Source organism: Vibrio sp. Of7-15 (assembly GCF_022347565.1).
Classification (GTDB): Bacteria; Pseudomonadota; Gammaproteobacteria; order Enterobacterales; family Vibrionaceae; genus NORP241.
On the sequence record NZ_JAKRGH010000009.1, the window covers coordinates 164,408 to 188,629 of the forward strand.

Annotated in this window: 16 protein-coding genes; 11 read left to right on the forward strand and 5 right to left on the reverse strand. The window is 44.0% G+C overall.

Going from position 1 to position 24,222, the window contains the following annotated elements:
* The first annotated feature begins 37 nt into the window (after window positions 1-37).
* From MHO82_RS12275 to MHO82_RS12325, 11 genes are all read left to right on the forward strand, one after another.
* Window positions 38-3,415, forward strand: coding sequence for a response regulator (locus MHO82_RS12275; protein ID WP_239184236.1), 3,378 nt, complete (start codon window positions 38-40; stop codon window positions 3,413-3,415).
* 752 nt (window positions 3,416-4,167) lie between these two features.
* On the forward strand, window positions 4,168-5,844 hold the full coding sequence (locus tag MHO82_RS12280; RefSeq protein ID WP_239184237.1) for an ABC transporter substrate-binding protein: 1,677 nt from the start codon (window positions 4,168-4,170) through the stop codon (window positions 5,842-5,844).
* A 146-nt stretch (window positions 5,845-5,990) separates the two neighbouring features.
* The gene (locus tag MHO82_RS12285) at window positions 5,991-6,977 is read left to right on the forward strand and encodes an ABC transporter permease (protein WP_239184238.1); all 987 of its coding nucleotides are present in this window, start codon (window positions 5,991-5,993) and stop codon (window positions 6,975-6,977) included.
* A 2-nt stretch (window positions 6,978-6,979) separates the two neighbouring features.
* Entirely contained in the window at window positions 6,980-8,005 is a 1,026-nt protein-coding gene (locus MHO82_RS12290) for an ABC transporter permease (protein WP_239184239.1), read from the forward strand.
* Window position 8,006: 1 nt separating this feature from the next.
* Entirely contained in the window at window positions 8,007-8,990 is a 984-nt protein-coding gene (locus MHO82_RS12295; protein ID WP_239184240.1) for an ABC transporter ATP-binding protein, read from the forward strand.
* A 22-nt stretch (window positions 8,991-9,012) separates the two neighbouring features.
* The gene (locus MHO82_RS12300; RefSeq protein ID WP_239184241.1) at window positions 9,013-10,008 is read left to right on the forward strand and encodes an ABC transporter ATP-binding protein; all 996 of its coding nucleotides are present in this window, start codon (window positions 9,013-9,015) and stop codon (window positions 10,006-10,008) included.
* Window positions 10,009-10,032: 24 nt separating this feature from the next.
* Complete coding sequence (locus MHO82_RS12305) at window positions 10,033-11,742, forward strand: glycoside hydrolase family 9 protein (protein ID WP_239184242.1); 1,710 nt, start codon at window positions 10,033-10,035, stop codon at window positions 11,740-11,742.
* Window positions 11,735-12,610 carry an N-acetylglucosamine kinase gene (locus MHO82_RS12310; RefSeq protein ID WP_239184243.1) on the forward strand — a complete coding sequence of 292 codons (876 nt, stop codon included), beginning with the start codon at window positions 11,735-11,737 and terminating at the stop codon, window positions 12,608-12,610. The genes MHO82_RS12305 and MHO82_RS12310 overlap by 8 nt, the downstream gene beginning before the upstream one ends.
* A 17-nt stretch (window positions 12,611-12,627) precedes the next feature.
* Entirely contained in the window at window positions 12,628-14,553 is a 1,926-nt protein-coding gene (locus tag MHO82_RS12315; protein WP_239184244.1) for a family 20 glycosylhydrolase, read from the forward strand.
* A gap of 37 nt (window positions 14,554-14,590) precedes the next feature.
* On the forward strand, window positions 14,591-16,990 hold the full coding sequence (locus MHO82_RS12320; protein WP_239184245.1) for a N,N'-diacetylchitobiose phosphorylase: 2,400 nt from the start codon (window positions 14,591-14,593) through the stop codon (window positions 16,988-16,990).
* Between the two features lie 92 nt (window positions 16,991-17,082).
* Entirely contained in the window at window positions 17,083-18,495 is a 1,413-nt protein-coding gene (locus MHO82_RS12325; RefSeq protein ID WP_239184246.1) for a phosphoglucomutase/phosphomannomutase family protein, read from the forward strand.
* 69 nt (window positions 18,496-18,564) lie between these two features.
* Here MHO82_RS12325 and MHO82_RS12330 read toward each other — a convergent pair whose 3' ends face one another.
* The 5 genes from MHO82_RS12330 to MHO82_RS12350 form a co-directional block, all read right to left on the reverse strand.
* The gene (locus MHO82_RS12330; protein ID WP_239184247.1) at window positions 18,565-19,599 is read right to left on the reverse strand and encodes an ABC transporter ATP-binding protein; all 1,035 of its coding nucleotides are present in this window, start codon (window positions 19,597-19,599) and stop codon (window positions 18,565-18,567) included.
* Window positions 19,599-21,227 (reverse strand): iron ABC transporter permease, encoded by a 1,629-nt coding sequence (locus MHO82_RS12335; RefSeq protein ID WP_239184248.1) that lies wholly within the window; start codon window positions 21,225-21,227, stop codon window positions 19,599-19,601. Before MHO82_RS12335 ends, MHO82_RS12330 begins: the two co-directional genes overlap by 1 nt.
* 61 nt (window positions 21,228-21,288) lie before the next feature.
* The gene (locus tag MHO82_RS12340) at window positions 21,289-22,305 is read right to left on the reverse strand and encodes a Fe(3+) ABC transporter substrate-binding protein (protein WP_239184249.1); all 1,017 of its coding nucleotides are present in this window, start codon (window positions 22,303-22,305) and stop codon (window positions 21,289-21,291) included.
* 155 nt (window positions 22,306-22,460) lie between these two features.
* Window positions 22,461-23,690: an ammonium transporter gene (locus MHO82_RS12345; RefSeq protein ID WP_239184250.1), complete on the reverse strand. Its 1,230-nt coding sequence runs from the start codon at window positions 23,688-23,690 to the stop codon at window positions 22,461-22,463.
* Window positions 23,691-23,716: 26 nt separating this feature from the next.
* Window positions 23,717-24,055 (reverse strand): P-II family nitrogen regulator, encoded by a 339-nt coding sequence (locus tag MHO82_RS12350; RefSeq protein WP_239184251.1) that lies wholly within the window; start codon window positions 24,053-24,055, stop codon window positions 23,717-23,719.
* Window positions 24,056-24,222 lie beyond the last annotated feature (167 nt).

Genomic DNA, 24,222 nt, shown 5'->3' on the forward strand with positions numbered 1-24,222 from the left:
ATCGTTGGTCATTTTAGTTGCGTCGTTAGGCAAAGACATGGATAAAAAACAACACTTTAAAAGGCTTCAGAACACTCTGATGATCGCCTTTTTGGCTCTCAGTATCACCCCTTTAACGTTAATTGCGTTATTTTTCTTACAGTCCCACAGTCAAGATCTTGCCGAGCAAAGTACGGCTCACTTAGACTCACTTCGAGACAGTAAAGAACAACAAATACTCAGTTATATTGAAGCCAGAGAGTCTGAAGTGCTCAGCTTTGCACGTTCAGAGCTTGCCAACGCCAGTGGTGGTCGTTTTTACGGCTTAGTCAGTGCCTTTCAACAACTAGGGAAAACACCCGAACAAGCAAGAACCAACGCTCAGGAAAGATATATTCACAACTCAGGGGATCAGCTCAAGGCAGAGGTAACCCCCGACTCAAGTGAATATGCAGGCAGTGAACGCTATCGCCTACTGCACAAACGCTACCATTGGGCCTACCTTGAATTACTAAAACGCTCAGATTTTACTGATATCCTTCTGATTGACGTTGAAGGTAACGTTGTCTATTCCACCACCAAAGATAACCATTACGGAACAAACCTGATCGGCGGCCAGTATAGAGACAGTTCACTTGGGAAAACCTTTACTGCTCTCGTTAACGTCACCGAAAGGCAGCGCAATAAAGAGCAGCTACCTATTATTTTCTCAGACTTCTCCCAGCAAGGAGAGGAAAACATTGCATGGTTTGCATCCCCAATCATCCAGCAAGGTTACCTGCACAGTTATGTGATGTTCAAATTGCCAAACACGGGCCTGACTCAGCAATTACAAGATAAGTTGGATGAATCAAGTAGCATCAGCACGCTGTTAGTTGGCAGCAATCTCACCTCACGACTCAGCTCGACGTCAGTGCAAGACATCGACAAGAACCTTGATATCATTAACAAAACCCTATCAGGGTTAACGGAAGTTGGTCAGTTTACCAATAATGACAACCAACCTATTCTCGCGGCTTTCTCTCCCGTAGAAGTTCATGATAAAACTTGGGCACTGGTGATCGAATTGCCAGAAAGCGAAGCATTTGCTCGAATTCATCAACTAGAGAAAATCTTTATCTTATCGATGCTAGTCGCCATTGTTTGTGTAGTCATTGCTTCTCATTATTTATCTAACTCAATTACCGCCCCACTTCTTCGGTTAACTTGGGCTGCGGAGCGAGTCTCTGCTGGTGATCTGGAGCAAGAAATAAGCAGCACCGATAGAAAAGATGAAATAGGTCGCCTTGCCATTAGCTTTTCTCGAATGCAACGCTCTATCCGAGACAAAATACAGCTGATCAAGACGCAGAATACTGAGCTAGAAAATAACCTAAACCTGATCACACAACAAAATGATGATCTACAAATCGCAGATAAGCTCAAAGATGAATTCCTAGCAACCACATCTCATGAATTAAGAACGCCACTACACGGTATGGTGGGCATCGCAGAGGCACTATTATCAGGCTCCAATGGTCCGATCCCTGCTCACCAACGCCACCAGCTAGAAATCATTATTAATAGTGGTCACCGCCTAGCCACACTGGTTGATGATTTACTGGATTACCACAAAATGCGCTACGGTAGCCTCGATATTAACCATCAAACGGTGGATTTGTCTGCCGCAACCAGCCTAGTATTGGAGCTCTCTAATCACCTTCTTGGTAACAAGCCGATTCGGATCATTAACCAAGTACCAGCAACACTTCCTCTTGTGGTCGCGGATGAACAGCGCCTAGAACAAGTGCTGTATAACCTCATCGGCAATGCCATCAAATACACCTCGGAAGGTAAAATTGTCATTTCAGCAACAGTGTTAGATGAGCAACTGCGAGTCCAAGTTGTCGATACAGGTCATGGCATTCCTGCAGAACAGCTGGAGCACATCTTCGAACCATTGATTCAAGCTGGCCAAGATTCAAACCGCTACCGACAAGGAGCAGGCCTTGGTTTATCGATCAGCCGCCAGCTCATTGAGTTAATGGGGGGAAATCTTTATGTCAGTAGCCAGCCTATGGTCGGAGCCACATTCAGCTTCACTCTGCCACTGGCTTCAGAGCAAGATCTGGCAGCCATGCAAACAGACAGTACGCCGACGCACTTCCAAGCGCCAACTCGCTCGGAACCTAACTCTGAGCTAACAGAAGCTCTACCAGATAATCCAGAAGGACCGTTACTCATTGTGGCTGATGATGAGCCAGTTAATTTACAGATTCTTGAAAGCTTTTTACGCCTTGAAGGCTACCGAGTAAAAACAGCGGATGATGGCCCCAAAACGCTCAAATTATTAGCGGAAGAAAAGCCAGAGCTGTTACTGCTGGATGTCATGATGCCAGGAATGAGCGGTTATGAAGTCTGCCAGCAGTTGCGTGAAGAATTTGATCATGCTCAGTTACCTATCATCATGCTAACCGCGCTCAGCCAAACACAAGACCGTGTTCGTGGTTTCGATGCTGGTGCGAATGACTATTTAACGAAACCATTTAATAAAGAAGAGCTTGCTGCCAGAATTAGTGCTCATCTCCAAGCGAGTAAAGCAGAGGTCAGACGACAAGAAAATACCCTATTACAGCAAGAATTACGTAATAGAGAGCAAGTAGAAGCCAGTTTATTAGAAACTCAAGGCCGCCTTCTGGAGCAACTGGAAAATGCCGCAGAGCCTATATTATGCGCCAAGCATGATGGGCGTATTCGCTTTGCCAACAATGCTGCTGCAAGATTATTTAAACTCACACCAGAGCAGCTCAACCGTCATACCTTAGATGAAGTCATCACGAAGAAATCACTTCTTAATGTCGACAATCACTTTAGCGGTCATATTGATGTGTACATTCAAAACCGCATAGAAACGGTCTCTGCGGATATTTTGCGTTTACCAGAGCAATCTGGGCTCCAGTTTATGGTGATCTTCAGCACTTCAAGTGAAGGAAATGGCTATCGTGTGGCGAACCTTGAGCATGCTGTAGAAGCCTTATCCAGCTATGCTTTTGATGGCGATAAAGCCAAACTGCAGCAGCTACGTGAACTTGGAGGCGAATTTACCCGCTTAGCCGACAAAGTCGAAAACAAAGGTGGCGATAAAAATGAACTGATGCGTGAGATCCTTGTTGAGGTCATGGTTCTCACCATCGATTACTGGGAAGAAGCAACAGGGCACAATAAATTTACTCTTGCCGAAGAAAGTGGATTATGGCGTGTGTACCTTGACCGCAGTACGTTACAAACCAGAACCTTAGATAAGTACCTACGAACAGAAACCTTACCGAAGACACCACGCTGGAGAACCGTATTAAACACAATTGACTATGTCTTAGAACACTGCTCTTCACGCACCGAGAAACGACAAAAAATAGAAAACCTACGAGAACAATTGCAAAAGTTAATCACCAACTAATTACCCACAGCTTCAACGTAAAGCTCGCAACCTTTGCGAGCTTTTTTATATCTATAGCATTTTTTGCGCTTCATACTGATTCAATAACAAAAATCTCAAGCAAGTAAAACCAGCTTTACCCAGCCACTAAAATCAGGCAAATCTGATAAGTTCTTAACCTATCAATACAGCTACATTAAGCCCTAATTTTAAGTGAAAAATAAGAGGAAATAACAGGGAAATACAGAGCAAAAATGCCCATGAATTTATGTAAAAACATTAATAATCTCAACTGAATAACAGGAATGCGAACTCAATCACAACAAATCGGCAAGATTAAATTCGCCCCTTCAAAAAACAAAACAACCAGTCAGTGATCCATATCCAAGACAAAAATAAACCAACACAAAATCAAATAAAATCAATCAATTAAATGTTAGCGCTCCATTACATCACTCATACCATTAACTCAACATTACGATGCAGGTCACATAATACAAACGCGATGAATTATCAGCTAAAAGGCACGTTTTGACGATAATTACGTAACAAGAAGCACTTTTAACGGTTTTAACGAGCAATCAAATTGACGTTTTTCTGCTCACGTAGTTTCCTTACCCATGTCGAAGGCCTACAGGCCATCCGTAACACAAGAAGTAAACGATGTATAAATCGTCAAGCTGAAGGTCATTAACGGAGTAGGCTTTTAAGAGTGTTTATCAATTGATAAAGACATCCATAAGTGAAATAAAAGCAAAGAGTAAGGAACAGCTATGCTTGCCAATATAAAGAAGACAAAACTAGCAGCAGCAGTTATTGCCGCAGCCGCAGCAAGTCTTGTAGCACCACAAGCTGCAGCAAGAAGTGAGTTAACGATTGTCCCAAATTTCTACCCTACAATGGTACAAAACTTTAACCCATACCTTGCAACAGGCTTACATACTACCGCTGACTTCGTTTTTGAACCACTGGTTGTATTTAACGAAATGCACGGTAACAAGCCTGTGATGCGTCTTGCGGAAGACTTCCGTATGTCTGACGATCTAATGACCGTTACTTTTGACATTCGTAAAGGCGTAAAATGGTCTGATGGTGAAAAATTCACAGCTGACGATGTAGTTTACTCGTACAAACTTCTTAAAGAAAAACCTGAGCTTGATCAGCGTGGTATTAACAAATGGATTGCAAGTGTTGAAAAACTAAATGAATACCAAGTTCGCTTCAACCTAACAGAAGCAAACTCAAACGTACCGTATGAAATCTCTGTAATCTCTATTGTTCCTGAGCATGTATGGAGCAAGGTCGAAGATCCAACTACATTTGTAAACGAAAACCCTGTTGGTACAGGTCCGTTCACTGAAATTGATACTTTCACTCCGCAACTTTACATTCAGTGTCGTAACCCACAGTACTGGGATAACGATAACCTAGACGTTGATTGTTTACGTGTGCCACAAATCGCAAACAATGACCAAATGCTAGGTAAAGTGATCAACTCTGAACTAGACTGGACGTCTTCATTTATTCCTGACATTGATCGCACCTACGCGTCAGCAAACCCAAATCACCAATACTGGTACCCGCCATCAGGCACTCAAGCGTTTGTTGTTAACTTCAAACACCAAGATCCAGCGAAAAAAGAAGCGCTAACCAACGTTGATTTCCGTCGTGCTTTCTCAATGGCACTGGATCGTCAAACTATCATCGACATCGCATTTTACGGTGGCGGTACAGTGAACGATTTCGCATCTGGTTTAGGTTACGCTTTCGAAGCATGGTCTGACGAAGAAGTTCACAACAAATATAAGAAATTCAACACTTACAACGTTGATGGCGCTAAAGCATTACTGAAAAAAGCAGGCTTTAAAGATGTCGATGGTGATGGCTATGTAGAAACTCCATCAGGTAAATCATTCGAGCTAGCAATTCAATCACCAAACGGCTGGACTGACTTCAACAACACAGTTCAACTTGCTGTTGAGCAGCTAGATGAAGTGGGCATTAAAGCGAAAGCTCGTACACCTGAGTTTGCGGTTTACAACCAAGCAATGCTAGAAGCAAACTACGATGTAGCTTACACCAACTACTTCCACGGTGCAGATCCACACCTATACTGGAACAGCGGCTACCACTCAAACCTACAATCAGGTGAAGGTATGCCACGTTTCGCAATGCACTACTTCAGTGACAAGAAACTAGACACCCTTCTTGATAGCTTCTACAAAACAGCGGATAAGAAAGAGCAACTAGAAATCGCTCACGGTATTCAGGAAGTGATTGCTGAGAACCAAGTAACGATTCCTGTGATGTCTGGTGCTTACATGTACCAATACAACACGACTCGTTTTACTGGCTGGTGGGATGAGAAAAACCCGAAAGGCCGTCCAAACATTTGGACTGGTATCCCAGAGCGTCTTCTACACGTACTGGACCTAAAACCTAAGTCGTAAGCAATACTTCTTTTGCGGTGTACACCTTGTACACCGCCCTTATCCCCCACCCTTACCGAAACAAGGAATGGCGCTTTGCGTCAGGGGGTTTTGCGTCCTGAATCCAGGTCAGGCGAACAAATCACTGGATGAGTAAGGTGTGAGTTATGGGATTTTTTCTAAGACGATTGTCATTTTATTTTATTGCGCTAGTTGTCGCTGCAACATTGAACTTTATTATTCCGCGAGCAATGCCAGGTGATCCCGTCACCATGATGTTTGCTAACGCAACAGTACAGGTAACCCCTGAACGTATTGAAGCCATGAAGCAACTGCTTGGCTTTGTAGATGGCCCGCTATACCAGCAATACTTCATCTACATTAAGAATATTTTAACGTGGGAATTAGGCACATCGATTCAATTCTACCCACTATCAGTAAATACCCTTTTAGGTGGTGCATTTGGTTGGTCACTATTCCTAGCAGGTACTGCGGTTATCCTTTCTTTCTCTCTAGGCTCTATACTCGGCATTTTTGCTGCGTGGAAACGAGGTAGCCGATACGACACATTTATCTCTCCGGGCATGCTAGTTCTGCAAGCTGTACCACAGGTTGTAATCGCCATGTTAGCCATGTTCACATTCGCTGTCGGATTAAAGTGGTTCCCAACAGGCTACGCCTACACCGCAGGAACCGTTCCAGATTGGACAAGCTGGGAATTCATCAAAGACGTCGCATACCACGCAATTTTACCTCTGTTCTGTGCATCCATTGTTCAGGTTGGTGGCTTCCTAATTAACATGCGTAACAACATGATTAACTTACTTGGTGAAGATTACATCACCATGGCAAAAGGTAAGGGCCTCAGCGAAAACCGTGTTGTCTTTAACTACGCGGCGCGTAACGCCATGCTACCAAGTGTTACTGCACTGTCTATGTCTCTAGGTATGGCAATTGGTGGTCAGCTAATCATTGAGATCATCTTTAACTACCCTGGTCTTGGCTCTGTATTATTTAATGCGATTCACGCTCGTGATTACCAAGTACTGCAAGGTCAGTTACTTATCATGACACTCTTCATGCTGTTCTTTAACCTACTGGCGGACATGCTTTACGTGCTCCTAGATCCTCGCCTACGTAAGGGAGGCAAATAATCATGAAATCTCTAATTAAATTACTCTCCGGTAACCCAAAAGCATTAATTGGTTTAAGTATTTTATTTACCTTTATTTTTATCGCAGTATTCGCTCCTTTCCTGACGGATCATGCGCCAGATAAACGTACAGGTAAGCCTCATGAATACCCTGCTTTTGCAGTGAAATCTGCCCAAGCAAACCCTGATGGCTGGATCGCACAAAATTTAGCAAACGATCGCCGTACACTGCTCATGTCCAAAAAAGCTGAGCACTCAATGGGCACCACTCGTATGGGTCGTGATGTTTGGTCACAATTGGCTCACGGTGCACGTATTTCACTGGCTGTTGGCTTTGGTGCTGGCTTAGTCGTATGTTTCTTAGCAACCATTATCGGGGTATCAGCAGGTTACTTTGGCGGTAAGGTGGATGACGTTCTCACCGCAGCCATGAACATCATGTTAGTAATCCCGCAGTTCCCGCTACTGTTTGTATTAGCCGCCTTTATCGGTGAGGCAGGACCGCTCACCATCGCCTTAATCATAGGTATGACTTCCTGGGCATGGGGGGCACGTGTAATACGTTCACAAACCTTAGCGCTCCGTGAAAAGGAGTTTGTAAAAGCTGCTGAAGTATTAGGTGAGTCATCACTGCGCATCATCTTAGTCGAGATTCTACCGAACCTAATCTCCATCGTAGGTGCGAGCTTCATTGGTTCTGTGATGTACGCCATCATGATGGAATCAACCATCTCATTCCTAGGCCTTGGTGATCCAAGCACCATCAGCTGGGGAATCATGCTCTACAACGTACAAACATCCTCTGCAATCTTAGTTGGCGCGTGGTGGGAACTGATTGCTCCATGTATGGCACTGACTTTACTCGCGATTGGTCTTGCTCTGCTTAACTTTGCCGTGGATGAAATTGCGAACCCGCAGCTTCGCTCTCACAAAGGCATGAAGCGCTGGAAAAACCTAGCAAAACAAGAAAAAACAGAACGCACACCAGAACAAGTACCACAAAATGCACTATGGAGCGGAGATAAATAATATGACTACGCCACAAGTTTCAATCCGCAACCTATGCGTAGACTACATCACAGACGCTGGCGATGTACGAGCAGTAAACAACGTAAGCTTTGATATTGGTAAAGGTGAAGTATTTGGCCTAGCTGGTGAGTCTGGCTGTGGTAAATCTACTGTTGCTTTCTCTCTAATGCGCCTGCATAAGCCGCCTGCGTTTATCACGGGTGGTGAAGTATTGTTCAACGGTGAAGACATTCTTAAATACAGCGATGACCAAATGCAGGCTTTCCGCTGGAGTGAAATGTCCATGGTATTCCAAAGTGCCATGAACGCCTTAAACCCAGTATTAACAATGGAAGAGCAGTTCTGTGACGTCCTAATGCGTCACACGAACATGACTCGCCAGCAAGCGGTTCGCCGCGCTGAAGGCTTATTAGAAATTGTAGACATTCACCCGAACCGATTGACTGATTACCCTCACCAGTTCTCTGGCGGTATGCGTCAGCGCTTGGTTATTGCCATTGCACTGGCACTGAACCCAAAAATGATCATCATGGATGAACCAACAACTGCACTCGATGTTGTGGTTCAACGTGAGATTTTACAAAAGATTTATGCGCTTAAAGAAGAATTTGGCTTTTCAATCTTGTTCATTACTCATGACTTATCGTTGATGGTGGAATTTTCAGATCGCATCGGAATCATGTACTCCGGCGAGCTGATTGAAGTAGCGCCATCACAGCAAATCCTTGAAACGCCATACCACCCGTACACAAGAGGTTTGGGTAGCTCATTCCCTCCTCTAACAGGCCCGAAAACCAAGCTGACAGGCATTCCAGGTAACCCATTAAACTTACTTGAGATTCCACAAGGTTGTCGTTTCCAGGCTCGTTGCGATCGCGTTCAGGATCTTTGCCGTGAACAATCCACATTGTTGCGTCAAATCGAACCGAACCGTTTATCAAACTGCCACTTCTACGATCAAGCTATCGCAGTATCAAAAGCTTAACAGGGATATTTAGGAGTAAATTATGAGCAAAGATTTTGGCGAATTACTGGTGGAAGGTAAAAACCTAGTTAAAGACTTCCCTGTTAGCAGTAATGCCCTAAAACAGCCAATGATGCGCGCCATCAACGACGTATCATTCAAAATGTACAAAAGCCGTGGGTTATCTGTGGTAGGTGAATCCGGTTCTGGTAAATCCACCACAGCGAAAATGATCGCAAAGATGTATGCACCATCACAAGGTACCATTGAGTACAAAGGTCGTGATATCCAGAGCATTTCTAAAAAAGCCGATCTCATGAACTACCGTGAAGGTGTTCAAATGGTGTGGCAAGACCCGTTTGGTTCATTAAACCCAACTCACAACATCTTCCATCACATTGCTCGCCCGCTCTTGATCCACAAAAAAGTGACATCGGGTAATAAAAAAGAACTCGAAGAACGTGTGTATTCTCTGCTTGAACAAGTAGGTTTGATACCACCAAAAGAGACAGCGGCAAAATTCCCACATCAACTGTCAGGTGGCCAGCGCCAGCGTGTGAACTTAGCACGTAACATTGCCGTTGGCGCCGAAGTGGTTCTGGCGGACGAGCCAACCTCTATGCTTGATGTGTCTATTCGTGCCGGTGTTCTTAACTTGATGGAAGAGATGAAGTTTGAGCAAAAAATGTCTCTGTTATACATCACGCATGACATTGCCACCGCTCGATACATTGCAGAAGATCTTGCTGTTATGTACGTAGGCCACATGGTGGAATGGGGGGATACTGAAGAGATCATTCACCATCCTCAACATCCATATACTCAGCTTCTTGTCTCTGCTGTTCCAGATCCAAGTAAATCGATCCACACAAAACTGAAAGGTAATAAAGGTGAGATCCCACTATGGACTCCTGAATCTGCTGGCTGCCCATTCGCAGGGCGCTGCCAACAGGCATCAGATAAATGTCGCGAGCAACTACCTGGTGTGACTCAACTTTCAGACAACCACTTTGTTCGTTGTTACCTATACGAAAACTAAACACTCGTATATTCAGGAGGAAACATGCAGCTGTTAACAAATCATATTGGTTACGAACGTCTTGGTAGTAAACAGGCTGTTTTGCAGGTCTCATCTGCCATTACAGCAACCACTGCCAATCTTGTCTGCTGCCAAGACGAGCGTACCATAATGCAGCTGCCTCTTAAGGCCTGTGGTCCGGTCGCCGAATGGCAAGACTGGTATTATTATCAAATTGATTTTTCAGGTTTCACTGATGAAGGAACCTTTTTACTTCAAGTTGATGAGTGCCAATCTCACCCATTTCGCATTACCGAGGGGCTATTAATGCAACGTACATTTTCAGATGTACTGCATTATTTTAAATCTCAGCGTTGTGGCGGAATCTACGATAAACAAGATCGTAATGTTCCATTGTTTGGTTCAGAACGAACAGTGGACGTTCGTGGTGGCTGGTACGACGCATCCGGTGACGTCAGTAAATACTTAAGTCACCTTTCTTACAGTAACTACCTTAATCCTCAGCAGACACCGATGGTAGTATGGAATATGTTAAAAGGCCTTGAGTTGCTCGAAGAGCGCCAAGACTTTACTAACTTTTCACGCATCCGACTAACGGAAGAAGCACTATTTGGCGCAGACTTTTTACTGCGCATGCAAGACCCTCAGGGTTACTTTTATATAACGGTTTTTGATCGTTGGAGTAAATCCACGGGGCAACGGGAGATTTGTGCTTATGCCACTCAAGATGGCCATAAATCTGCAGACTACCAAGCAGGTTTTCGCCAAGGTGGTGGCATAGCCATTGCGGCACTAGCAGCAGCGGCACGCTTGCCTCAAGGTGCCGATTTTACAACTCAAGAATACCAAAATGCCGCAGAAACGGGCTATTGGCATTTAAGAGAAAACAACCTTAAGTACTTAAACAACGGTGAAGAGAACATCATCGATTGTTATTGTGCATTAATCGCAGCCACTGAATTATACAAAACGACTCATGACACGCGTTATTTAAGTGAAAGTCGTGACTGGGCGAAAAAGTTATCTCACTACCAATATTCCGATCATCAACACTGTGATTATTGGGCAGCAAATAGTGATGGTAGTCGCCCATATTTTCATGCTGCGGAAGCGGGACTACCTGCGATTGCTTTAACTCAATACCTTGCTGTGGAGGAGGACTCAACCCTTCGGGAGAGCTACAAAGAGGTATTGGTTAAAGCACTCCAGTTTGAATTAACCATTAGTACTGAAGTCAACAATCCATTTGGTTACCCACGTCAATACGTCAAACCCGTTAACGACCATAAGCGCAGTGCGTTTTTTGTCGCTCATGACAATGAAAGTGGTTACTGGTGGCAAGGAGAGAATGCACGTTTAGGCTCATTAGCTTCTATGGCTTACTTAGCTAAACCTTGGCTCTCTGATCCTAAATTGATAAGCAAACTTGATAATTTTGCCCAGCATTGCTTGAACTGGGTTGTTGGTCTGAACCCTTATGACATGTGTATGCTCGATGGACATGGGCATAACAACCCAGACTACTTACCACACCTTGGCTTTTTTAATGCGAAAGGTGGCGTTTGCAATGGCATTACTGCTGGCTTTGACAACGAAGAAGACATTGCATTTAACCCTCAGCCCCATGGTGAAGACATGCTCCAAAACTGGCGCTGGGGTGAGCAATGGATCCCACATGGCGCTTGGTATTTATTAGCCATTATGAGCCAATTTTCGGAGCTAAAGCATGACTGAATTATACGTAGGTATTGACGGTGGCGGCACATCTTGCCGCGCACGTATTCGAAACGCACAGGGCGACTTTCTTGCCGAAGCCAAAACCGGGAGCGCCAATATCTTACTCGGTGTTGAAATCGCGATGGCTTCGATTATTGACGCTATCTCTGATGCCGCTCAACAAGCAAACTTAACCAAAGCGGACTTTTCTCGTATGCATGTAGGGCTGGCTTTAGCTGGCGCAGAGCAAAAATCTGCATGGCATGCATTTATGGATCAGCCCCACCCTTTTGCCAGTGTCGTTCTTAATACTGATGCCTATGGCGCTTGCCTTGGCGCTCACAATGGCCAAGACGGTGCAATTATGATCGCAGGCACGGGCTCGTGTGGCATTTTATTAAAAAGTGGTGAACAGCATGTAGTTGGAGGCAGAGAGTTTCCAATATCAGACCAAGGTGGCGGTGCCATCATGGGATTACGCCTGATCCAACAAGTTTTACTTGGCGTTGACGGTATCAAACCATTAACACCACTGGCTCAACATGTTATGGCTACTTTTGATAACGAAGTCGACAATGTCGTGAGCTGGTCAAAAACGGCGCGCCCTTGCGATTACGGCAAATTTTCACCAGCAATCTTCGAATTTGCTCTGCAACATGACTCTCTTGCCATCGACATGCTGCAACAAACCGCAGCAGATATCGAGATGTTTCTAACTGGCCTCAACCATAAAGGAGCAGAACAAATCGCTCTTATGGGAAGCATTGGAGAGCGTATCGTCGACTGGCTTTCTCCACCAGCTCAACAATGGCTCGTTGAACCCGCTTGTGACGCCATTGACGGTGCCATTCAAATGGCAGGTAAACCAAAACACAATCTTTATTAAAATAAGGATGGGGAATAATGAATTACCGTGTTGATCTAACCGTTCTAAGTGAAAAAAATCAAATCAGCCGCTTTGGTTTAACGCTGCATAATTTAAGTGAACAAGATTTAAATGATTGGACGCTAAATTTCACGATTGATCGTTTTGTTGATCCAGCGTCAATACAAAACGCCCATTTACATCAAGTCGGTAGCTTGTGCACCATCACACCAAATGACAACCAACCACTACCTGCGAATAGCCACTACTATGTTGAATTCATCATCCGTACAGCGCCATTTCGTTACTTAAGTGATGGCTTGGATGATGCTTATATTTCAGTTAAACAAAATAACGAAAAGATAAAGCTAGCCGTTGATATTACGCCAATCATGCTGGCATCCCCATACAGTGAACGATCCCAGTATCCAGAACCACCAGCAGCGGATATTGCCATTATTCCAAAGCCGCAGAGCCTTATTGTCTCTGAAGGTCGCTTCATCTTATCAGAATTAACAACCATCTCTGCACTGACTTCGCTATCGGAGCCCGCTGCACGTTGGTTACGTGAAGAACTGTCTGCGCATATTAATGAGCAAGTGCAACTGAGTGATAACGGTACGATCGAATTCAAACTCAACCCAGTCTTAGCTGACGAGGCTTATTCATTAACTTCGACCACTCAACAAGTCTTAATTGAAGCAAATTCACACCAAGGCTTTATTCATGCAGTTGCCAGTCTATTACAACTGTTACCAGCATCAGCCCAAGGTAATGGTGATTATGGTTATTCGCTGCCGTGTGTGGACATCAATGACGCGCCGCGTTTTGGCTACCGTGGCATGATGCTCGATTGTGCACGACACTTTCACTCTGTCGATAAAGTAAAACGTTTAATCAACCAATTGGCTTACTACAAGTTCAACGTTTTCCATTGGCACTTAACGGATGATGAAGGCTGGCGGATTGCGATCAATGCTTACCCACAACTCACTGATGTGGGTGCTTGGCGCGGTCCAGAGCAAACCATCGAAGCGCAATATACTAAAATATCAGAAAAACACGGTGGCTTTTATTCCCAGCAAGACATCAAGGATGTTATTCGCTATGCAGAACAACGTGGCATTACCATCATCCCAGAAATTGATATTCCGGGGCATTGCCGCGCAGCCATAAAGTCATTGCCTGAATTGCTAGTGGACCCTGATGATCACTCCCAATATCGTAGCATTCAACATTACACCGACAACATTTTATCCCCTGCTCTTGAAGGTACCTACACCTTTTTAGAAACCGTGTTGGATGAAGTGTGTGATTTATTTCCAGCCCCATACGTTCATATCGGCGCAGATGAAGTACCAGGAGGTGCTTGGACTGACAGCGAGAAATGCCGCCAGCTAATGGACCAACACGGTTACTCTGATCCCAAAGAACTTCAAGGACATTTGCTGCGCTTTGCAGAAAAGAAATTACAAAGTCGTGGTAAACGCATGCTGGGATGGGAAGAAGCCCAGCATGGCGATAAAGTCAGTAAAGAAACCATTATCTATTCATGGCAGAGCGAAGAAGCAGGCCTTAAATGTGCTCAATCTGGCTATGACGTTGTTATGCAGCCCGGCCAATACACTTACCTCGACTTGGTACAAGACTTCGCTCCAGAAGAACCCGGTGTGGATTGGGCTGGAACGCTACCACTAGAGAAAACCTACCGCTATGAACCTCTTGCCGAATTATCAAATGATGATCCGGTTCGTCAACATATCTTAGGCATCCAATGCGCACTGTGGTGTGAAATCATTAATAACCAAAGTCGTATGGATTACATGCTTTTCCCTCGCCTTCTTGCCATTGCAGAAGTGTGTTGGACAGACAATAAAAATCGTAACTGGGAAAACTTTTTATCTCGTTTACAAGGACGGTTACCAACCCTAAAACGTCAGGGTGTTAACTTCCGCCAGCAATAAAATTCACAATATTTATGAAATTGTAAGGATATAACCAATGAAATACGGCCATTTCGATAACGATAACCGAGAGTATGTGATCACTCGCCCTGACGTGCCTGCACCATGGACAAACTACCTTGGCACAGAGCACTTCTGTACTGTCATCTCCCATAATGCTGGTGGTTACTCATTCTACAAATCTCCAGAGTACAACCGCGTGACTAAATTCCGCCCTAACTCAACATTCGATCGCCCAGGACACTACGTCTATCTTCGCGATGATGAAACTGGCGATTATTGGTCTATTTCATGGCAGCCTGTTGCCAAAAGCTTAGAAGAAGCAAATTACGAGATTCGTCATGGCTTGTCTTACTCGACATTCAAATGTGATTACAATGGTATCTCTGCTAAGAAAACCTTGTTTGTACCTGTTGGTGAAGATGCCGAAGTGTGGGATGTTGTCATCAAAAATGACAGCGATAAGCCACGTACAATCAGCGCGTTTTCATTTGTTGAGTTTTCATTCAGCCATATCCAGTCTGATAACCAAAACCACCAAATGAGCCTTTACTCGGCTGGCACATCGTATAATGAGGGCGTTCTAGAATACGACCTGTACTACAACACCGATGATAAAACTGGCCATTATTACTTAGCAGCCAGCTTTGATCCTGATAGCTACGATGGCCAACGTGATGCCTTCATTGGCAACTACCGTGACGAATCTAACCCAATAGCGCTTGAAAACGGTAAATGCTCAAACTCAGCGCAGACCTGTTATAACCACTGCGGTTCATTACACAAACAATTTGTGATTCAACCAGGTGAAGAAGTGCGTTTTGTGTACATCTTAGGTGTGGGTAAAGGTGAAGGCGCGGTACTTCGTGAACGCTACCAAGATCTAGCGAATGTGGATGCCGCTTACCAAGCGATTAAAGAACACTGGGACACTCGCTGTAATAAATTCCAAGTAAAATCCCCTAACGAAGGCCTTGATACAATGCTTAATGCATGGACTCTGTACCAAGCAGAAACCTGTGTTGTATGGTCTCGTTTTGCCTCATTTATTGAAGTAGGCGGTCGTACAGGGCTTGGCTATCGTGATACCGCTCAAGACTCCATGGCCGTGCCACACACCAACCCGCACATGACCAAAAAGCGTATTATCGATCTACTGCGTGGACAAGTGAAAGAAGGTTATGGCCTACACCTATTTGATCCAGACTGGTTCGATCCAAACATGGCCGATGTAGAGCCATCAAAGTCACCAACCGTAGTACCAACACCAAGTGATGACGATAAAATTCACGGCCTAGATGACACCTGCTCTGACGATGCACTGTGGTTGGTACCAACCATCTGCCGCTACGTAATGGAGACAGGGGAAACCGAATTCTTTGATGAAGTGGTTACGTACGCGGATGGCGGTGAAGGCACCGTTTATGAGCATATGATCCGAGTATTAGAGTTCTCAGCAAAACACGTTGGCCAAACAGGGATCTGTAAAGGCTTACGCGCTGATTGGAACGACTGCCTAAACTTAGGTGGTGGTGAGTCAGCCATGGTGTCATTCCTACACTACTGGGCGATTCAAGAGTTCGTTGATTGTGCCAACTTCTTAGGTAAAACCGACGATGCTGAAAAATACTCTATCATGGCTGAAGGCGTAAAAGCGGCCTGTGAAGATCACTTATGGGATGGCGAGTGGTACATCCGTGGTATTACCAAAAATGGTGAAAAGGTCGGCACCGATACACAAGCCGAAGGTAAAGTTCACTTAGAATCAAATACATGGGCTGTCGTCTCAGGGGCAGCTTCTGAAGAACGTGGCCGCAAAGCAATGGATTCAGTCGATGAATACTTATACTCAGACTATGGCCTCCACTTAAACGCCCCTTCTTTTGCAACACCAAACGATGACATTGGTTTCGTGACTCGTGTTTATCAAGGCGTAAAAGAAAATGGCGCAATCTTCTCTCACCCTAACCCATGGGCTTGGGTTGCTGAAGCAAAATTAGGTCGAGGGGATCGTGCAATGAAATTCTACGACGCTCTAAACCCTTACAACCAAAACGACATGATTGAAACTCGCTACGCTGAACCTTATTCATACGTTCAGTTTGTTATGGGACGAGATCACCAGGATCATGGCCGAGCTAACCACCCTTGGTTAACAGGTACCTCTGGCTGGGCTTATGTTGCCGCTACCAACTGGATTTTAGGTGTTCGCCTGAATTTTGATGGCCTGATTGTGGATCCATGTATCCCAACAGAATGGCCTGGATTTGAAGTTCATCGTGAATGGCGTGGTGCCACTTTTGATATCAAAGTTGAAAATCCAAACAACGTAAGTAAAGGGGTGGCCTCCATCACTTTAAATGGCGAAGCAATCGAAGGTCCTATCCCAGCACAGCCGTCTGGAAGCGTTAACCAAGTTGTTGTTGTAATGGGCTAGTCATAAAGGTGCGCTTTACTTTAAGCGCACCAATTTTGGTTCCCTATTTGGAACCTGCCTTACGCACAACGCGAGAGAAATAGGAGTTTTACATGATTAAGTTTGGTACTGGTGGCTGGCGCGCTTTTATTGGCGAAGAGTTTACTAAAGACAACGTTCGCCTTGTGGCACAAGCATTGTCTAACATTATGATCAATGAAAATGCCGTGGATAAAGGCTTCATCATTGGTTACGACCGCAGATTTTTATCCGACAAAGCCGCTAAGTGGTTTTCTGAGGTACTAGCTGGCAATGGCATTACAGTTAGCTTCATCGACAAGTTCGTGCCTACACCTATCGTAATGTTCAAAGCAAAAGAAGCTGGCACCATTTATTCGGCTTGTATTACCGCTTCTCACAACCCGGCAGACTATAATGGCGTAAAAGTCTTTATTGAAGGCGGGCGTGACGCTGATGAAATCATTACCGCTAAAATCGAAGAGCAAACAGCTTCTCTTACTGCGTCTGATATTTCCAGTATCGATTTTGATCAGGCCGTTGAAGAAAGCAAAGTAAACATCATCAATCCAATGAACGAGTTCGTCGACTCAATCATTAACTTCATTGATATTGAAGCCATTAAAAAAGCAAACCTACGCGTCCTCATTGATCCAATGTTTGGGGTGGCCAAAAACGCACTACAAACCGTATTGATCAATGGCCGCTGTGATGTGGATGTGATCAATGATGGTGAAAATCCATCGTTTGGCGGCTTAATGCCATCCCCAAGCGCTGCAACGCTCTATCGTTTAAAACACCTTGTGGCTCACGAGGGTTATGATATCGGAATCGGTACTGATGGAGATGCCGATCGTTTGGGTATTATCGATGAAAAGGGCAACTTCATTCACCCTAATGAAGTCTTAATGCTACTTTATTACTATCTACTTGAGTATAAAGGTTGGAAAGGCTCTGTCGTTCGCAACATTGCTACCACACATTTACTGGACAAAATCGCACAAGACCACGGTGAAAACTGCTTTGAAGTACCAGTTGGCTTCAAACACATCAGTTCACAAATGGAAACGGATGACTCCCTTTTAGGTGGCGAAAGCTCCGGAGGATTAACAATTCGAGGTCATATTAAAGGTAAAGATGGTGTATTCGCATCTAGCTTATTAGTTGAAATGATCAGCGTTACTGGCAAAAAGCTCTCTGAATTATTGAATGAGATCTACACCAAGTATGGTTACGCCTATACGGCTGAAGGGGACTGTACGTTTAAACCTTCCGAAAAAGAGGCCCTTTACAATAAGATCTATATTGAGAAGTCACTACCTGAATTTGAATATGAGATAGAAAAAGTAAGCTACGCCGATGGGTTAAAAGTTTACTTCAAAAATGGTTCATGGGTACTAGCAAGATTCTCTGGCACTGAGCCATTATTACGCTTATTCGCTGAAACTGAGGGACGTGAATCGTCAGAAGCCTTAGTTGCTCAATTCAAAGCGTTCCTTTCTTTATAATCTGTACCTACCTAGCAAAAAAGCTCAGCCATCACTCGCTGAGCTTTTTTATTCGAGGCTACCAAAACATTAAGACGCAAAAAGAACAGGAGTATGAGGCTCTATTTGCACTCGCACTTTTTGCCCTACTGTCAAAGCTTCACTGGATGTCACCGCCAACACATGCCCGGCAATATCCATCATGTAACGGCAATTATCTCCCATGAACTGCTGCTCAATGATCGTCCCTGAGCCACCCTCATCACTCATTACCGTCACGTTCTGAGGCCTTAGTAGCAACTCAACATTCATACCAGGAGGGTAAACCGAATCTAACGTAAACGGGGCTGAACCAATGGGGGTCGTAACTGTATTATCGCTTTCAACTAAAGCTGGCACGTACGAACCACCACCTAAGAAATCAGCAACAAATTTACTGGATGGCTGGTAATACAGATCCGTCGCACAACCGAACTGCTCAATAATGCCGTGGTTCATTACCGCTAATTTATCTGAAAAGGCAAACGCTTCTTCACGACTGTGAGTCACGAAAATAGCCGTCACTCCCTGAGCCTTAAAAATACGTCGGATCTCTTTGATCAAGTCATGACGCACTTGAGTATCGATATTAGAAAAAGGCTCATCAAGTAATAATAAATCAGGTTCACACGCTAATGCCCGAGCAATAGCGACTCGCTGCTGTTGTCCACCTGAAAGCTGATGCGGATAACGATCCCCAAATGCTCCTAGGTGAACTAAAGCTAACATGTCTTTCACTTTTGCTTGAGCTTGCTTTTTATCCCAATCACGCAAACCAAAAGCAATATTTTCACTCACAGTTAAGTGAGGGAACAAAGCATAATCTTGAAAGATCATCCCTATATTTCGTTTCTCTGGTGGTAACCATGTCTTCTGATCACAAATGACTTTATGGTTCAGTGTCATTTCACCAGACGTTAATGGCAATAAACCCGCAATCGCTTTTAATAATGTTGTTTTACCGCAACCACTCGCTCCCAAAAGACACACAATTTCGTTTTTCTCTACCGAAATAGACAGATCTTTAAGGATATCCTGGCCATTGTAGCTGCAGGTTAAATGTTCAATAGATAATGCGCTACTCATCAGTGTTTTTGCTCCAAAGAACGGTTAACAATAATCAAAGGAATTAATCCTACCAATACTAAAAGCACTGCTGGCAATGCCGCTAACTCTAGTTGCTCATCCGAAGCAAAGTTATAAACATAAGTGGCTAACGTTTCAAAGTTAAATGGCCTTAGCAATAATGCTGCATTTAACTCTTTCATCGATTCAATAAATACCAACAGCCCCGCGATCAAGCAACCTCGGCGAATTAACGGTAAATGTACGCGCTGTAGCATTGGCCCAACACTGTACCCCATTGTTCTTGAGGCCATGTCCAAAGACGGAGGAATTTTATTTAAACTGCTCTCAATACTGCCAATAGCAACCGCAGAGAAACGAACGACAAAAGCAAATACCAAAGCAAAAATAGAGCCAGAGAGTAACAACCCTGGACGTCCTAAATCGAAGAATTTTGCAAGATCATTAATTAAATGGTCCGCATTGGTCATTGGTAACATCACACCAATAGCAAGCACAGTACCTGGTACGGCATACCCTAGTGAAGAAATCCGCATAGGGATCACACTGCTTGACACGCTATCTAAGCGTTTATAAAAATTAACCAGTAACGCAATGATCACGGCCACCAATGCCGCTAAAAAAGACACTTTCAAGCTATTAATCGTGTACTGGTGAAATTCGTTGGTCCAACTCTCTTCAAAATAGCCATAAGCGTAATAACATAGCTGCAATAAAGGAAAAATAAACGCGAGAGATACCAGCCCCCAGCACCAAGATAATGCTGCCCACTTTTTCCAACCTGTTAGTTTGTAGCGCATATCATCGTTACTGCTAAATTGAGGCTGAAAAAGTTTTTGTTTGCGACGGCTGTAGCGCTCTGAACTGATCAAGAGAAAGATCACCAACAGCATAATGGCCGAAATTTTGGCGGCTGCATTTAAGTTGGAGTACCCTAACCAAGTATCATAAACCGCAGTGGTTAATGTATTTACGGCAAAGTAACTTACCGTACCAAAATCGCCCAGCGCTTCCATCGCCACTAAAGATAAACCAACCGCAATCGACGGGCGAGCTAGAGGCAATGAGATACGACAAAAACTTTCCCACGCAGAACAACGTAGCAAGCGAGCAGACTGCAACAAGCTATTGCTTTGCTCCATAAAGGCTGCCCGGGCTAACAAATAAACGTACGGATAGAGCACCATCGCAAGCACGACAGAAGCTCCTGTTAGGGTTCGAATATCTGGGAACCAGTAATCACTGGCATTCTGCCAACCAAATACATCACGTAGAAATATTTGAATAGGGCCTGCGTAGTCCAGCCAATCGGTATAAATATAACCAACAATGTAGCCAGGAATAGCCAGTGGAAGCACTAACGCCCACTGCAATACTTTTTCGGTTGGTAGACGGCACATGGCCATTAACCATGCAGAAGGGAGCCCTAGAACTAATGACAAAAAGGCCACCCCCACTACCAAAACAAACGTATTGACAGTGTAAGTGGCCATCACGGTATCCATCAAATGAGAAAATACCTCATCTGATTCACCTAAGGCTGTATAAAAAATCGCTAGAATAGGCAAAACCAGCAGTAGAGCAAAACTCCAACTACTGGTTTTCCATGATAAAAAATTTTCTTTCATTGCCTAAAACAACAAGGCCTTATGGTTATTAAGGAATAGGGCCTTTATGACCCTATTTCACTTAAAGGTCAAATTTAACTTCATCAAGAAGTTTAATCGCAGCGGTGTGGTTATCTGCAATTTTACCTAAAGAAACTTTATCTGCTTTAAAATCACCCCAAGAAGCAACAAGCTCTGAGCGCTTCACGCCTTCTTTTACTGGGTACTCATAGTTCACTTCAGCGTACATCTTCTGAGCAACGTCACCCGTTAAGAATTCCATTAGCTTCTGAGCATTCTCTTTGTTTGGCGCGTATTTCGCCATCGCCATACCACTTACGTTAACGTGAGTACCTTGAGAAGATTGACCTGGGAAGTTGATGTAAACAGATTCAGCCCATGCAATTTGCTTAGGATCATTAACCATCTTGCCTAAGTAGTAGCTGTTACCAATAGCCACATCACACAGGCCTTCTTTCACAGCTTTAACTTGTGCACGATCATTACCCTGTGGTTTACGCGCTAGGTTCGCCTTAACCCCTTCCAACCACTCTTTAGCTTCAGCTTCACCTTCATGAGCAATCATAGAAGCCACTAAAGAAACATTGTATGGGTGCTTACCAGAGCGGGTACAAATTTTACCTTTCCACTCAGGCTTAGCTAAATCTGCATAGTTAAATTCATTCGCTAGCTTGCCAATGCGATCACGTGATGAATAAACATTACGAGTACGAAGAGTTAGAGCAAACCACTCATCATCGCTGTCACGGTATTGTGCTGGAATATTTGATTCAATCACTTTGCTGTCTAGTGGTTGAACTAATTTCTTATTAGTTAGTTCCGCTAAACGGCTAATATCAGTAGTTAAGATAACGTCAGCAGGGCTGTATTCACCTTCTTGCTTTAACTTCTCAGCAAGACCTTTTTTAGCAAACTTAACATTAACTTTGATACCAGTTTCTTTAGTAAATTCCTTAAACATAGGCTCAACTAAGAATGGTTGGCGATAAGAATACACATTAACTTCTTCCGCAGCCATCACACTTGTTGGCGCTAGGGCACTACATACTAGAGCTGAAACTGACAGCAATTTTTTCATGGTTAAGTCCTTTATGAAAACAAAATGATAACGTTTATCAGTATCGTTATTATACTTATAATTTTCCAGTTCTGACAACATTCTGACACAAATTGAAATAAAAAAACCCTGCTGTTTATGGCAGGGTTTCTAGGAATGTGATGTTAGGCAATGAGTTATTTCATAGTAACAAATTCAGGGTAAGCATCCACACCACAGTCGTGTGTGTCCATTCCCTCTAATTCTTCCTCTTCAGTAACACGAATACCAATGGTTGCTTTAAGCACAGCCCAAACCACTAAGCTCGCACCAAATACCCAACCAAAGATAACAGCAGCGCCCAATAGCTGAGAAGAAAATGCAGCATCAGCATTACTAAATGGCACAACCATTAAACCAAAGAACCCACATACACCATGAACTGAAATCGCACCAACTGGATCATCAACTTTAATTTTATCTAGACCGATAATACTAAACACCACTATTGCGCCCGCCACAACACCGATAATAACCGCAGATAATGGTGAAGGTGACAATGGATCAGCCGTAATCGCAACAAGACCGGCTAGAGCGCCGTTTAAGACCATGGTTAAATCAGCTTTACCCCATGTAGTTTTGCACACAGCCAGAGCCGCAAGTGCACCCGCAGCAGCAGCGGCATTGGTATTAAGGAAGATCTGCCCAACCGCTGTCGCATTTTCAAAGTCAGACAACATTAGTTGTGAGCCACCATTGAAGCCGAACCAGCCAAACCATAAAATAAACGTACCTAAAGTTGCTAAAGGCATATTGGATCCTGGAATAGGGTACACTTCGCCATTTTTACCATATTTACCTTTACGTGCACCCAGCAACAATACACCAGCCAACGCAGCGGCTGCACCAGCCATATGCACAATACCAGAGCCAGCAAAGTCACTAAATCCAGCTTCAGATAGGAACCCACCTCCCCATGTCCAATAACCTTCCATCGGATAAATGAATGCGGTTAATACAACAGAGAATATTAGGAATGACCATAACTTCATTCGCTCAGCAACGGCCCCTGAAACCACAGACATCGCAGTCGCAACAAACACCACTTGGAAAAAGAAGTCAGATTCTAGTGAGTGATCAGCCCCTTCTCCCTGAGTTCCAATAAGTGTTCCAAATGAAGGCAACCAGCCACCAGCACCATTATCAACATACATGATGTTATAGCCAACAATCAGGAATGTGGTACAAGCAATCGCGTATAAACAAATATTTTTAGTCAAAATCTCAGTGGTATTTTTTGAGCGAACTAACCCTGCCTCTAACATGGCAAAACCTGCTGCCATCCACATTACCAGCGCACCTGAAATGAGAAAGAAAAAAGTGTCTAGTGCGTACCTAAGTTCTGTTACTGTTGCTGATAATTCCATAATATTATCTCCCAATCCTTGTTGAGTTAAATCGCTTCCAAATCCATTTCACCGGTACGAATACGAACAGCTTGCTGTAGGTCATACACAAAAACTTTACCATCACCGATTTTTCCGGTGTGTGCTGCTTTACTGATGGCTTCTACAATGGCATCAACATTGTCAGCTTGTGTTGCAATTTCTAGCTTAACTTTTGGTAAGAAGTCCACTTGGTATTCAGCACCTCGGTACAATTCGGTGTGGCCTTTCTGACGACCAAACCCTTTTACTTCCGATACTGTCATACCATCTACGCCCACATCGGCTAATGCTTCGCGAACATCATCTAATTTAAAAGGCTTAATAATTGCGTTAATAAGTTTCATCTGCGTCTCCTCGCATCCGTATTTCCCGCTAACACTTTTATAACAATCAACTGTTATGCCAGTTTTAAAAAAACTTAAATTACAGAAACTTAAGATCATTAAGCCCTAAAAAACAAAAAAGGCCGCACCAAACTAGTGCAGCCTTTTCACTGATATAATGCATGCCT

What these genes read in the sequence shown, in the direction of transcription:
- MHO82_RS12275 (WP_239184236.1), top strand. Translation starts at nt 38, where the DNA reads ATGGATAAAAAACAACACTTTAAAAGGCTTCAGAACACTCTGATGATC.
- MHO82_RS12280 (WP_239184237.1), top strand. Translation starts at nt 4,168, where the DNA reads ATGCTTGCCAATATAAAGAAGACAAAACTAGCAGCAGCAGTTATTGCC.
- MHO82_RS12285 (WP_239184238.1), top strand. Translation starts at nt 5,991, where the DNA reads ATGGGATTTTTTCTAAGACGATTGTCATTTTATTTTATTGCGCTAGTT.
- MHO82_RS12290 (WP_239184239.1), top strand. Translation starts at nt 6,980, where the DNA reads ATGAAATCTCTAATTAAATTACTCTCCGGTAACCCAAAAGCATTAATT.
- MHO82_RS12295 (WP_239184240.1), top strand. Translation starts at nt 8,007, where the DNA reads ATGACTACGCCACAAGTTTCAATCCGCAACCTATGCGTAGACTACATC.
- MHO82_RS12300 (WP_239184241.1), top strand. Translation starts at nt 9,013, where the DNA reads ATGAGCAAAGATTTTGGCGAATTACTGGTGGAAGGTAAAAACCTAGTT.
- MHO82_RS12305 (WP_239184242.1), top strand. Translation starts at nt 10,033, where the DNA reads ATGCAGCTGTTAACAAATCATATTGGTTACGAACGTCTTGGTAGTAAA.
- MHO82_RS12310 (WP_239184243.1), top strand. Translation starts at nt 11,735, where the DNA reads ATGACTGAATTATACGTAGGTATTGACGGTGGCGGCACATCTTGCCGC.
- MHO82_RS12315 (WP_239184244.1), top strand. Translation starts at nt 12,628, where the DNA reads ATGAATTACCGTGTTGATCTAACCGTTCTAAGTGAAAAAAATCAAATC.
- MHO82_RS12320 (WP_239184245.1), top strand. Translation starts at nt 14,591, where the DNA reads ATGAAATACGGCCATTTCGATAACGATAACCGAGAGTATGTGATCACT.
- MHO82_RS12325 (WP_239184246.1), top strand. Translation starts at nt 17,083, where the DNA reads ATGATTAAGTTTGGTACTGGTGGCTGGCGCGCTTTTATTGGCGAAGAG.
- MHO82_RS12330 (WP_239184247.1), bottom strand. Translation starts at nt 19,599, where the DNA reads ATGAGTAGCGCATTATCTATTGAACATTTAACCTGCAGCTACAATGGC.
- MHO82_RS12335 (WP_239184248.1), bottom strand. Translation starts at nt 21,227, where the DNA reads ATGAAAGAAAATTTTTTATCATGGAAAACCAGTAGTTGGAGTTTTGCT.
- MHO82_RS12340 (WP_239184249.1), bottom strand. Translation starts at nt 22,305, where the DNA reads ATGAAAAAATTGCTGTCAGTTTCAGCTCTAGTATGTAGTGCCCTAGCG.
- MHO82_RS12345 (WP_239184250.1), bottom strand. Translation starts at nt 23,690, where the DNA reads ATGGAATTATCAGCAACAGTAACAGAACTTAGGTACGCACTAGACACT.
- MHO82_RS12350 (WP_239184251.1), bottom strand. Translation starts at nt 24,055, where the DNA reads ATGAAACTTATTAACGCAATTATTAAGCCTTTTAAATTAGATGATGTT.